This window comes from Rickettsia endosymbiont of Villa modesta, assembly GCF_964026485.1.
Taxonomy (GTDB): domain Bacteria; phylum Pseudomonadota; class Alphaproteobacteria; order Rickettsiales; family Rickettsiaceae; genus Rickettsia; species Rickettsia asembonensis.
Genome location: NZ_OZ032157.1, coordinates 1,171,501 through 1,183,813, shown reverse-complemented (window position 1 = coordinate 1,183,813; position 12,313 = coordinate 1,171,501). Strand labels below are relative to the sequence as shown.

Below are 12,313 nucleotides of genomic sequence, written 5' to 3'. Positions count from 1 at the left end.
TTGTTATTGTGTAAAACTATTACTTTTAGGCTATATTTACTGAATTAACCGGTCTTCTTATACAAGGATTTACGCTTAAACTCGATCCATCATCTATATCAGCAGAAACGCACGGGCTTTTAATTTCATAAGGAGCTGAAGGGGTACATGACAACAATTGAGCAAGCATAATTAATACTAATAGAAACTTTAATGATTTTAACATTCTAATTATACATTATTAAATTATCTTGTTACTATTTTAAAATTACCTTACTATACAATAGTTCACAAGCATTTTTTGAAAAAATCTATTTATAAATATAAAAAAATATTAAAAAGATTGTAAACTATTATACTCTGAAGTAAATAAAGAGTAGTTATACGAAGTTCAACTTGAGAGCAGAGCGTATACTTCTTTAACTTGAAAGGTTGGAAAATGAATATTTAGATGAGCGAATAATCAATGTTCTTATGGATAATTAATATCTAATACTACCAATTCTTCAGGTAAAAGAAGTATATACTTAATACGTGGCTACCTGCGGACTTATAAATATATTGTCGCCAATTTTTCAAGTGGGACGAGTACAACATAATAACTACCATCAATAATTGTTATTGTATAATTTTAATTTATAATCTATTTATTTTAATTTTAAAGTTAAACAATATTTGGTATTGTAGCAACAATATAAACTTATTTTATAGCTTAAATAACCTTAAATTAACAAATCATAATCATATTATAATAATTATGATAGAGTTAAAATAGAATAAAATTAGATATTAATCTAGTAATTATGGACCCATTAACCAACGCAATACAAGAATATATAAAATCCGGCGAATATTTTATTGATGCAAGAAAATGGTATAATTTTAAGTATATCTTACCGTTAAGTCATAGAAGTCTTTTGCTTTTAATATGCACGATTTTTACCTTATTATTAACCTTAATTTGTATAAATATCAACATATTGCTACCAATAAACGAAAAAGTGAGTTATTTAATAAAAGATGATGCCGAAAAACAAGCTACCGTTACTAATACTAAACATTCAACATTAGCAAATCCTTATATCTCTGTTGCAAATATTATGCTTCAGAATTATGTAAAACAACGGGAAGAATATAATTACGATATATTAAAAGAACAATTTACCTTTATCAAAAATGCTTCTACGAGTATTGTTTATACGCAATTTGCTAATTTTATGAATATTGATAACTCATTATCACCGGTCATAAGATATCAAAAACTATATAGACGCTCAATTAATGTATTATCAATTAACAATATAAACGATAACGAGGCAGTTGTTACTTTTGAATCATTGGCACAAAATAGTACGGGTAAAATTTTAGAAAATATGGTATGGGAAGCAAGAATCGGATTTATAATGGATTCTATCAGAACAAGTACATCACCTGATATGCCCTTCAATTTTACCGTTACTAGTTACAAGCTAAAGTTATTAAGGAATAAAAATTAGAAATAATATGAAGCAACTAATAATATTTTGTACTTTTATAATACTTACATTAGATGTATTTGCTCTTACTATATCACGACCTCTAGGTCGAGACCCGCGTCTAAGAGTTATGACTTATAACCCTGACGATGTTTTCAAATTCACAGGATATTACGGCTATCAAGCAAGTATAGAACTAGCAAGAGACGAGGAAATAGTCAGTATTTCTATGGGAGATACTACTTCATGGCAAATAGTACCTGCCGGTCATAGGATTTTTATTAAACCGATGGAACCGGATGCTACTACTAATATGACTTTAATTACTAATAAACGGACTTATTTCTTTGAACTATATGCCGCCGAAACTCTTGATATGCGTGATCCTGAAATGGTCTTTAACGTAAAGTTTCTTTACCCGGATGACGAAAATGACAATATGAGCGGTCATATGCAAACTTTTTCTGCTTTCCTAGCCAGTCCCGATCTTACTCATCCTGAAAAATATAACTTTAATTATTATATTAGCGGCAGCGAAGAAATAGCTCCTATTAAAATTTTTGACGACGGCGAGTTTACTTATCTGCAATTTAGAGACAAAAACGCTGAAATTTCCAGTATTTTTGCTGTAGATGATTCACTTCGAGAATCTTTAGTAAATTATCGCCTTGCTCAAGATAATCCTAATATGGTGATCCTTGAACAGGTTTTTCCTAAGCTCGCTATACGTAAGGGTAAAAAAGTCACATGTGTATTTAATCAGTCTTTCAAAGCATATTAATGTCTACCAACGTCATTGCGAGGAGCGAAGCGACGTGGCAATCCAGAAAATAATTATGTCACATTTAATATACTTTCTTACTTTGATTTTACTAACTAGCGGCTTATTTATAATGCTTACAAGCCGTAATTATATTCATAAAATTATCGGGCTTGGAATTTTTCAAAGTTCGGTATTAGTATTTTATTTAAGTATCGGAAAAGTTAAAACAGGCGGTGTACCTATTTTACAAGATGGGCTAACTACTTATACTAGCCCTTTGCCTCATGTATTAATGCTAACTGCTATAGTAGTTGGGTTTGCTACTCTTAGCGTAGCTTTAAGTTTAATATATCAAATTTATAAACATTTTGGTACAATATCAGAAAATGAAATTAATTTTGATAAATATACTCCTGTGAAATGAAGAGTTGTTATACGAAGTTCAACTTGGAAAAGAGCAAGGAGGCTGTAAGCCGAGGAGCGGAGCGTATACTAAATACGTGAGCATCCGAGGTCTTACAAAGACGACGTAGTCAATTTTTCAAGTTCAACGAGTATAAATGATCCTAGCTAACCATTTCCCTATCATACAAATATTATTCCCTTTATTCGGGGCTTTACTCTCAATAATATCTTTTCGCTTTATTACCTTTGCACGAGTAATTACTACGATTTGCATTTTATCTAGCCTTTTGGTCAGTGTTTATGGATATAGCATTATACAAAATACGGAGCTATCTTATACCATGGGAGGATGGAGTTCAAAAATAGGAATAGAATATCGGCTAACTTCACTAAACCAAGCTATTATTATTTATCTTAACTTGGTTTTAGTATTCTTTTTAGTTTTTTGTCATAAGATTACTAATCGAATAATCTTAAAATATATCAACAACAATAGAAAATCTGTATTTTATGGTATATTATTATTCGCTCATACGGGTTATTTAGGAATGATTAGTACTAATGATTTCTTTAATTTATATGTGTTTATAGAAATTTCAGCACTTAGTAGCTATGTATTGATAGCCTCAGGTAATAATCCAAAATCTTTAATCGGAGCTTTTGACTACTTGATAATGGGTAGTATTGGTGCGACTCTTATTCTCATAGCTATAGGGTTTTTACTAAGCATTACGGGTAGCTTAAATATGAGAGACGTTGCAGCTTATTTACAAGAATATCCTAATTCTCGTATAATCAATATAGCTATCGGTTTTTTCTTAATAGGAGCTATTTTAAAAACTGCTTTTTTTCCTATGCATTTTTGGATGATGAGAGCTTATAATAACACGGCTTCAGTCACTTTAGTATATTTAGCAGGGATTTCTACTATAATAGGAATATATATAATATATAAATTTACTTATATTATTATAGGCTATGAGACGATTAAAACTTCTATTACAAATTTTATAAGACCTATCGCTTTAACTACTCTTATTATAGCTCCGTATTTTGCTTACCGAGCAGAAGACTTCAAGAATATTATAATTTATTCATGTTTCACTCAAATAGGTTATGTATTTCTATTATATGTTACTGAGGGCGGTATAATAATTTTACCGAGTTTATTACTTGCAGACAGTATAAATAAAATAGCTCTTTTCTTGATAGATGCTTATAATGAAAGCTATAAAAAGAATTCTAACAAAGTTTTAACCATAATTATTATTATTTGCAGCTGCGGCTTACCTATCAGCCCATTATTTTTTATCAAAGTAAATATTCTCGAATTATTATTTAGACAAAAACTATTATTAGATTTTGTTATAATCTTACTCAGCTCCGTAGGATCACTATTTTATCCTTATAAAATGGTGAAAGTTACTTTTTGGAAGAATTGATTAAATAAATATTATGAAACTTTATATTACAGAGAAAATTTTAAAAAAAGAAAAGCAGCAGATATCCGACTCCGAAATCTTGCTAAAGAAATTAATTTACAATCTTCTGATTTTGAAGAGTGGTTAAATTATAGAAATGAAGGTAGAAAATAAAAAAGGCGTGTTGCATGGACCGAAAAACCTACTCTATGTCATTCCCGCGAAAGCGGGAATTCAGAAAAATAACTTCAATATTAATACAGAAGTTACATATTTGATAAAATAAGCATATAAAATATAAAAATTTGTTTTTATATGCTTTACTGGATTCCCGCTTTCGCGGGAATGACATAGAAAGCCATACAGGTAACACCCTAACCATACTATAAAAAAAAAGTATAACCAGCTTACCATGATTACACAATTTACTACTCCGAGTCTTTTGATTCTATCAACTTTGCTAGTTGGTGCATTAAACTTAACTAGTCCGTATGCCACTAAAAAAGATAGCTTTATACGTAATTTTTTACTTATTACTATCGCTATTTTTTTCTTCGGGAATATTTTAATTATAGACTGGTTGTTTTTAAAAGGTATTAGAGCAGGCTTTGAATTTAATATATTTGGTAATTACTCTATAGGATTCCATCTTGAACCTTTAGGGCTTATATTCTTAAGCTTAATAGGCTTTTTATGGATTTGTGCTTTACTTTATACCCCTAAATATCTTGCTATTAATAATATAGAACACTCTTCTAGATTCTTATTTTTCTTTAACTTAACTATTCTAATTGGCGTTTTAATTGCCTTATCTAGCAATTTATTCACTATGTTCATTTGTTATGAGCTTCTAACTATTTCTACAGCTTTTTTAATAGGACATACCAAAAATAATATAGTACTTAGCGGGTTATACAAATATCTAAAAATTCTGATGATTTCTGCCACAATGTTGTTTTTACCGGCAGTGATAATTATTTATGCTAAAACCGGTAACGGAGATTTTGCAAGCGGCAGCCTAGTAGAAAATTATTTTTCTCAAAGCCAATCCATTATCTTATTATTAATGTTTATTTTTGGTATTGCTAAAACTGCAATTTTTCCAGTACATTCATGGCTTCCTGCCGCAATGGTTGCACATTACCCTGTTAGTAGCTTACTGCATGCCGTAATAGTGGTTAAAACCGGATTATTTTGTATTTACAAAATCCTATTATATATATTCGGCTTATCGTATTTACAAATGATATTTGCCGAGTTTAACTGGTTAATTTTTATACCGATAGTGAGTATATTTTACAGCTCACTCAAAGCACTAGGCACGGATAATATTAAAAAAATACTCGCCTACTCCACTATGAACCAATTAAGCCTTGCCTTACTTAGTGCTTGCATGTTAACACCTAAAGTACTTGGAGCTGCAATACTCCATTTAGTTTCGCATTCTTTTACAAAAATCTGCTTATTTTACAGTATGGGAAGTATTTACAGTTTAAAGAAAGCTGACCAAGTACAGGATTTGCATGGAACATCTAAAGAGTTTCCTTTAATTTCTTTTATTATATCTATCTCTTCATTATCATTAATCGGTATACCCATCTTTAGCGGATTTATAAGCAAATTCTCAATATTGCTTGCTGCAAGCGAGCAGAATCAAATCATAGTTATGATTGTCGTAATAGCTAGTAGCATATTTTCAAGCCTTTACCTTCTTAAAATATTAAGCTCTATTTATAAACCTTCTTTTATAGAATCTAGCGTAACAAAATCACTCCCCTACTCTATGGAAATCAGTATAATCATTTGTGCCTTAGCTATAACATTATTTTACTTTATCCAAATCTTAATCAGAGAATTTTTAGTTTATATTACATAAATATGTATTTACATAATTTATGTATTTACATATAATCATACAATATGCAATTATTTTTGAGGATAAATATGGCACAAATTATTAGAGCAACAGAATTTGTACGATCTTTTTCAGATATTATGAACAGAGTTTACTATAAAGGCGAGAGCTTTGACGTTCAAAAAGGTAACCATATCGTAGCAAGAATTACGCCTGTACATGCAGCTGATAAACCAAAAAAAACGTTAAAAGAGTTTTTTGAGCATGCACCTATATTAGACCATGATGATGCCGCACAATTTAAAAAAGTCGTGTATGAAGCACGTCAAAAATATGATTTTAAAAGAGATGATAAATGGAAGTAGTTATTGATACCTCTATATTAGTGGATTTAGAGAGAGGTAGATTAACCTATAAGGTACTAGAAGAATATGAACAATGCTATATTAGTCCTATTACTTTAACAGAATTATTAATAGGTGCGGATAGAGCCGATAATGAAAATAGACGTATTAAACGTTTAGTTTTTATCGAATATATAATCAATTCACTTATAATATTACCTTTTAAGACTGAAGAAGCCCGTATATATGCAAAAATTATAGAAAATTTACGTAAAGAAAAGATAACTATCGATACTAATGACATGCTAATTTCTACAACGGCAATAACGCATGGTTATCCTCTATTACCTTTAAATGTAAAAGACTTTAAGAGGATTCAAGGACTAGAGGTTTTAACAGTTTCTTCTAAAGATTAAAATGTTTATTCAAAATACCAGATTTACATTTCCGCTTACTAATTTTGAGCTTATGTTTGATTTTAACCCACAAAATCAGCTAATAGCTTTAGCATTTCTAATTGTCACTGCTATCTTAAATCTTTATACAATTTCCCAAAATAGAAAATTTGAGACGCTAATAGGTAGTTTATACTGTCTCTCTTCTATTATATGCGTGTTTGCAGCTGATTTTATTTCCATGATAATCTCACTTGAATTCATGACGATTTTTGCCTGTATAATTATTTTTTGTGACCAATTAAAGATAAAACCGGCACGTCAATATTTCCTCACTCATTTATTCAGCAGCGGGCTAATTTTAATTGGCATGACTCTTCTAATCCAAGCAACAGGTAATACAGCTTTTATTTCTTTAACGGAATCAGTGTATAAGTTTGAGTTACCGGCAATATTCATACTTGCAGGTTGTTTGATTAATCTTGGCACTATTTTTGTAAACGGCTGGGTGGTTAATTGCTATCCTGCAGCTTCAGGTAGCGATATTGTATATTTAATAAGTTTTACTACTAAAGTTACTTTAACTATCATTTTAAAATTATTTAGCGGTCTTGATATATTAAAATTTTTTGGAATATCAATGATCATTTATGGATTAGTATTTGCTCTAATTGAGAAAAACCTTAAACGATTAATATGTTATCTTACCGTATCACAGCTTGGCTTTATATTAGCGGCTATTAGTATAAATTCTCCAAACATAGCTTATCTTATTACAAGCTTTATATTCATACATATACTATATAATGGGGTATTTGCTTTATATTTTACCTATATAGAAGATGAATACAGTATTAAAAATTACCAAGATCTTCAAAATACTCAAATTAATTTGATTTTATTAGGCGGGTTTGTAGTTAGCATATTAATATATACATCTATACTGCCTATTAATTCTTCTTATATCAAAGACGGAATTGCCAATCTTTTAGATGCAAATAATATTATTATATTTTCCAAGATAGCAACTTGTACCGTATTATTTGGGTTGTTGATGGAGAGTTTCGTGTCATTCTCGCGGTCCTCAATATCATTCCCGCGAAAGCGGGAATCCAGTAACCTTTATGTCATCCCGCGACTTGATCGCGGGATCCAGTCTTTTTTTTATTTTTTTCTGGATACCATGGTCAAGCCACAGTATGACAATAATTCGTTCTTATTGGATTCCCGCTTTCGCGGGAATGACATGAGAACTATAACCTACCTCTCCTCGTGCATCATAACTTTATGCGTATGTTTATTCTACCCTATTCAAATATCACATACTGCTAATTTTAAGCTAGTTATCCTTGCAATCTCAGTATTATTGGCTTTAATTTTTAGAAAAATACCACGCATTTCGACAGAAAACATAAACCTTGACCTATACCAATATATTGAAAAATTTATATATTTCAGTATCGATAAATATAAAGAAAGGACAGACAGTACCGAAGATACAGAAGAATATCTTAATTTTAAGGTTATTTGGGATAATATTTTAGGTAAAATATCTGCTTGGCATAATCAGCAAACTGCCATATTTATTATATTATTCCTATTAATTAGTTTGATTTTAACACTCTGTCATACCGTGGCTTGACCACAGTATCCAGAAAAATAAAAAATTATTTACATTCTTAATCCCTAGATTCCTGCTTTCGCAGGAATGACATATATGAAGGTCGACAACATGAAACCACCAATCGCAAATAAACAAAATTATAGCTTTGAAGCCCACGGACAAACAATAAACGATGATTATCAATGGCTGCGTGATCCTAAATGGCCAAATGTAGAAGACTCTAAAATTTTAGACTACTTAAAGGCTGAGAATAAATATACCGAAAATTTCTTTGCCGATCTGCAAAACGATAAGGAAAAGATTTTTGAAGAATTAAAAGAACGAATCAAATTAGACGATGAGTCAGTTTATGTTAAGAAAAAAGATTATTACTATTACCATAGAGTAGAAGGCGATAAAAATTATCCGATATATTGTAGAAAGCATAATAGTATGGAAGCACATGAAGAGATAATATTAGATGTTAACCTTCTTACTCCAAACGGCGGTTTTACCGATGTTGCCAAAGTCGCAATGTCACCTAATCAAAATTTAATGGCTTATAGCGTTAATTTTACAGGTAATGAGCAATATAATATCAAAATATACAATCTTAAAGAGCAAAAATACTTACCTGATAATGTAACGGATATAGCTCCTACTGTGATTTGGCATGAAAAATTAAACGGCTTTTTCTATATTACTATTAATGAGAATCAACGCTGGGATAAGGTAATGTTTCACCGTCTAGGTGAAGATGTTACTCAGGATAAATTAATATTTGAAGTAAAAAACCCTCTTCATTTTATCAGCTGTGAGAAATCTGCAAGTAGTGAATATATTTTTATAAATTCAGGTGATTATAATGAAAATGAAATTTACGTGATTTCTATGCAGGATGATAATTTTACTCCTAAATTAGTACGAGCTGCAGAAAATAAAATATTCTATGATGTAGAACATAATGGCGATTATTTTTATATTAAAACTAATTATAAAGCTAAAAATTTCCATATTGTAAAGCTACCGGTAAATAATTTTGAAAATGCTAATTGGGATGATATTTATATTAAGGAAGAACAAGACAAATATTTAAAAAGCTTTGAGGTTACAAATAATTATTTAATCTTAAATTATCGTGACCAAGGTTTACCGCTAATTAAAATAAAGCGATTTAAAGATTTACAAGAAAAAACAATTCATTTTCCTGACGAAAGTTTCCAAACAAGTAGCTTTTCTACAAACTTTGAAGAAGACGATATCAGAGTAAATTACTCTTCTCTAGCAAGACCAAATACCACTTATAGCTACGATTTTGATAGCGATAGATTAACGATATTAAAGACCCAAGAAATACCTTCAGGCTTTAATCCTGAAGAGTATAAAGTAGAGAGAATATTTGCAGATAATGGTGATGTAAAAGTACCTATCACTTTGTTTTATAAAAAATCTTTATTTAAAAAAGATGGCTCAAATCCTTTATATCTAATGGGATACGGAGCTTACGGGACTAGCATGCCTGTCAATTTTAGAAATACGGCAGTGACGCTTGCCGATCGTGGTTTTATTTACACAGTTGCTCATATTAGAGGCGGTGACGATCTAGGTCATGGCTGGTATGAAGCAGCAAAATTTTTAACCAAAAAAAGAACCTTTGAAGACTTCATAGCTTGTAGTAAAGCTTTAATTAATGAGCAATATACAAGTAACAATAATATAGTAATAATGGGCGGTAGTGCCGGCGGTATGTTAATAGGTTATGTCCTCAACGAAAAACCTGAACTCTATAAATTAGCCGTTGCTCATGTACCATTTGTAGACGTACTTAATACCATGCTTGATGAAAGCTTACCTCTAACTCTTTTAGAATATAATGAATGGGGTAATCCGAAAGAGAAAGAATATTTTGAATATATTAAATCATATTCCCCTTATGATAACGTAAAAGCACAAAACTACCCTGCTCTATTCATTACTTGTGGTATATCCGACCCACGTGTAGGTTACTGGGAACCTGCTAAATGGGTAGCAAAATTACGAGAACTAAAAACAGACAATAATCCCTTATTATTAAAAACGAATATGGATACGGGACATAAGGGTTCTGCCGGTCGCTTTGATTATTTGAAAGAGATGGCCGACGAATTAGTATTTATTTTTAAAGTGTTTGATGTGGGGATTTAGTTAGCAGATTTGTTGCTGGAATCCTGTTATGTCATTCCCGCGGAGACGGGAATCTACCGTCTTAAGAGTCAAGAGTAAAAAGCGTTAAATTTGATAAATTTCGTTATGTTTTAGCATAGAATTTAAACAAATAATAATTTTACGCATGACGGCAACCAAAGCTACTTTAGCTTTTTTGCCTGAAGCAATTAAACGTTAATATAATTGCTTCATTTTACAGTTATATCGCATAGCAACCAGTGCCGCCATATATATACTTCTTTAACTTGAAAAGTTGGAAAATGAATATTTAGATGAGCGAATAATCAATGTTCTTATGGATAATTGATATCTAATACTACCAATTCTTCAGGTAAAAGAAGTATATATCCCTTTACCTACCCATGTTATACCTTTGTCAATAGGATTATTTTCAGGTACATAATTTAGACGGTCTAGTCGCTTTTGTTCTGCTTTCCTTTGTTCTTTTTGTTTGTCTTGTTCAGCTTTTAGTTTATGATAGTCTCTATCATTATAATATGCTTTCTTCAACAGTTCTCTATCCTTATATACTTCTTCAACATGAAGAGTTGTTAAAATGATTAGGCACAATGGTTTGAAAATTGTCATTTACCAATGAAGAAATTTTATTTTTATATTTTTCAATATTTTCAAAAAATATTCGTATAGAATCAGTAAATGTCTCAAAATTCGCATAAAATTTATTGTTACTTACAACAGAATGCATAAATTTCCACAGTCGTTCAATTGGATTCAAATTAGGACTATATGCTGGCAAAAATAGTAACTCTATTTTACTGTATTGTAGATATTCTTTTACCTTTTTTGACCTATGATATCCAGCATTATCGCATATCAAATAAATCTTACTTTTATCTTGATTATTTGCTTCTAATTTCTTTAAAAATTCAATAATATAATCACCATTAACCTTAGGATTGTCAGTTGTTACTACCTCTAAATCCTTAAGATTAATAGCACCAATAATATGTTTACGCTTCCAACCACTGAAACTTGGTAATGTTTTAACTACATTCTTTCTAATCCAACCAAATCTTGCTCGAGTTTGGTATTGAGGATGAACACTATCCATAAAATAAATAGACTCATCTTTAGCTAAATTATTTTTTAGCAAACTATATTGCAGCTTAAATTCCTCTTGCTTAGCTAAATCTATTTTTCCAGGAATTAACTTAGGTTTCTGATAACTAAAACCAAGTCTGTGTAACAGCTTGATTACCCCAGCTAATGTATAGATTACTCCATATTGACGTTCTATGAACAAACCTATATCTCTAGCATACACATAATTATTATTTTCTAGATGAACTATTAACTCTGCTTCCTCCTGTCTAGTAAGTTTACTATCACTACCGCCATTTCCAGGCTTAAGCTTCTGAGCATTATGATAATCTATTAAATGTTTTCTTATCCCTCCCCATCACTCAGTAATAACACTTTCGATATCTCATCAATACTATAGCTATCATCATACATGAAAACAGCTTTGATTCTATCACAAATCCTCTTATCCCTTTCGCTTCTATGGTAAAGCTTTAATTCTTCTTTTTCTACTGATGTTAATTTTCTATAAATCCATTCTTACTTAATAACACTTGCTGACTTCTTTGACAATTTTTCATTTACTAGAGGTATACTTCTTTAACTTGAAAAGTTGGAAAATGAATATTTAGATGAGCGAATAATCAATGTTCTTATGGATAATTAATATCTAATACTACCAATTCTTCAGGTAAAAGAAGTATATACATATCAAAACTCTTTAAATTTTATTGTTAACAAAAGAAGTACGGTATTATTAATAAGATAAGATTAACATATTTCGTAGCCTTCTTTTTCTTGAAGTTACCTATGTTTTTCTATTTCTG

General features: G+C 30.4%; 12 protein-coding genes and 2 pseudogenes. 10 read left to right on the top strand and 4 right to left on the bottom strand.

What is annotated here, in order from left to right:
• Positions 1–25 precede the first annotated feature (25 nt).
• Positions 26–205: a DUF2706 domain-containing protein gene (locus AC5584_RS06765; RefSeq protein WP_011270796.1), complete on the bottom strand. Its 180-nt coding sequence runs from the start codon at positions 203–205 to the stop codon at positions 26–28.
• A 577-nt stretch (positions 206–782) separates the two neighbouring features.
• Between AC5584_RS06765 and AC5584_RS06760 the strand changes: the two genes are divergently transcribed.
• The 10 genes and pseudogenes from AC5584_RS06760 to AC5584_RS06715 all read left to right on the top strand — a co-directional run bounded on the left by AC5584_RS06760 (position 783) and on the right by AC5584_RS06715 (position 10,424).
• Positions 783–1,475 (top strand): VirB8 family type IV secretion system protein, encoded by a 693-nt coding sequence (locus AC5584_RS06760; RefSeq protein WP_499216271.1) that lies wholly within the window; start codon positions 783–785, stop codon positions 1,473–1,475.
• Between the two features lie 7 nt (positions 1,476–1,482).
• The gene (gene virB9 / locus AC5584_RS06755; protein WP_499216270.1) at positions 1,483–2,235 is read left to right on the top strand and encodes a P-type conjugative transfer protein VirB9; all 753 of its coding nucleotides are present in this window, start codon (positions 1,483–1,485) and stop codon (positions 2,233–2,235) included.
• A 55-nt stretch (positions 2,236–2,290) separates the two neighbouring features.
• Positions 2,291–2,641 carry a Na+/H+ antiporter subunit C gene (locus tag AC5584_RS06750; RefSeq protein WP_041079421.1) on the top strand — a complete coding sequence of 117 codons (351 nt, stop codon included), beginning with the start codon at positions 2,291–2,293 and terminating at the stop codon, positions 2,639–2,641.
• Positions 2,623–2,721 (top strand): annotated as a pseudogene (locus AC5584_RS06745) (palindromic element RPE5 domain-containing protein); the annotation flags it as partial. The gene AC5584_RS06750 and the pseudogene AC5584_RS06745, both read left to right, overlap by 19 nt.
• A gap of 56 nt (positions 2,722–2,777) precedes the next feature.
• Positions 2,778–4,064 carry a proton-conducting transporter transmembrane domain-containing protein gene (locus AC5584_RS06740; RefSeq protein ID WP_499216269.1) on the top strand — a complete coding sequence of 429 codons (1,287 nt, stop codon included), beginning with the start codon at positions 2,778–2,780 and terminating at the stop codon, positions 4,062–4,064.
• Positions 4,065–4,455: 391 nt separating this feature from the next.
• The gene (locus AC5584_RS06735) at positions 4,456–5,919 is read left to right on the top strand and encodes a proton-conducting transporter transmembrane domain-containing protein (RefSeq protein WP_499216268.1); all 1,464 of its coding nucleotides are present in this window, start codon (positions 4,456–4,458) and stop codon (positions 5,917–5,919) included.
• A gap of 68 nt (positions 5,920–5,987) precedes the next feature.
• A complete protein-coding gene (locus AC5584_RS06730) occupies positions 5,988–6,263 on the top strand; it encodes a hypothetical protein (protein WP_040257344.1) in 276 nt (91 codons plus the stop codon).
• Positions 6,254–6,658: a PIN domain-containing protein gene (locus AC5584_RS06725; protein ID WP_499216267.1), complete on the top strand. Its 405-nt coding sequence runs from the start codon at positions 6,254–6,256 to the stop codon at positions 6,656–6,658. The genes AC5584_RS06730 and AC5584_RS06725 overlap by 10 nt, the downstream gene beginning before the upstream one ends.
• A 1-nt stretch (position 6,659) precedes the next feature.
• Positions 6,660–8,279 carry a proton-conducting transporter transmembrane domain-containing protein gene (locus tag AC5584_RS06720; protein WP_499216266.1) on the top strand — a complete coding sequence of 540 codons (1,620 nt, stop codon included), beginning with the start codon at positions 6,660–6,662 and terminating at the stop codon, positions 8,277–8,279.
• A gap of 90 nt (positions 8,280–8,369) precedes the next feature.
• A complete protein-coding gene (locus tag AC5584_RS06715) occupies positions 8,370–10,424 on the top strand; it encodes a S9 family peptidase (protein WP_499216265.1) in 2,055 nt (684 codons plus the stop codon).
• A gap of 84 nt (positions 10,425–10,508) precedes the next feature.
• Here the strand turns inward: AC5584_RS06715 and AC5584_RS06710 are convergent.
• The 3 genes and pseudogenes from AC5584_RS06710 to AC5584_RS06700 form a co-directional block, all read right to left on the bottom strand.
• Positions 10,509–10,685 (bottom strand): annotated as a pseudogene (locus AC5584_RS06710) (IS110 family transposase); the annotation flags it as partial.
• An 87-nt stretch (positions 10,686–10,772) separates the two neighbouring features.
• Positions 10,773–10,955: a hypothetical protein gene (locus tag AC5584_RS06705; RefSeq protein WP_499216264.1), complete on the bottom strand. Its 183-nt coding sequence runs from the start codon at positions 10,953–10,955 to the stop codon at positions 10,773–10,775.
• Between the two features lie 25 nt (positions 10,956–10,980).
• Complete coding sequence (locus AC5584_RS06700; protein ID WP_499216963.1) at positions 10,981–11,841, bottom strand: IS630 family transposase; 861 nt, start codon at positions 11,839–11,841, stop codon at positions 10,981–10,983.
• Positions 11,842–12,313 lie beyond the last annotated feature (472 nt).

Bases quoted from the DNA above. Each gene is read 5' to 3' on its own strand.
- AC5584_RS06765 (WP_011270796.1), bottom strand. From the start codon at position 205: ATGTTAAAATCATTAAAGTTTCTATTAGTATTAATTATGCTTGCTCAA.
- AC5584_RS06760 (WP_499216271.1), top strand. From the start codon at position 783: ATGGACCCATTAACCAACGCAATACAAGAATATATAAAATCCGGCGAA.
- AC5584_RS06730 (WP_040257344.1), top strand. From the start codon at position 5,988: ATGGCACAAATTATTAGAGCAACAGAATTTGTACGATCTTTTTCAGAT.
- AC5584_RS06715 (WP_499216265.1), top strand. From the start codon at position 8,370: ATGAAACCACCAATCGCAAATAAACAAAATTATAGCTTTGAAGCCCAC.
- AC5584_RS06750 (WP_041079421.1), top strand. From the start codon at position 2,291: ATGTCACATTTAATATACTTTCTTACTTTGATTTTACTAACTAGCGGC.
- AC5584_RS06720 (WP_499216266.1), top strand. From the start codon at position 6,660: ATGTTTATTCAAAATACCAGATTTACATTTCCGCTTACTAATTTTGAG.
- AC5584_RS06735 (WP_499216268.1), top strand. From the start codon at position 4,456: ATGATTACACAATTTACTACTCCGAGTCTTTTGATTCTATCAACTTTG.
- AC5584_RS06740 (WP_499216269.1), top strand. From the start codon at position 2,778: ATGATCCTAGCTAACCATTTCCCTATCATACAAATATTATTCCCTTTA.
- virB9 (WP_499216270.1), top strand. From the start codon at position 1,483: ATGAAGCAACTAATAATATTTTGTACTTTTATAATACTTACATTAGAT.
- AC5584_RS06725 (WP_499216267.1), top strand. From the start codon at position 6,254: ATGGAAGTAGTTATTGATACCTCTATATTAGTGGATTTAGAGAGAGGT.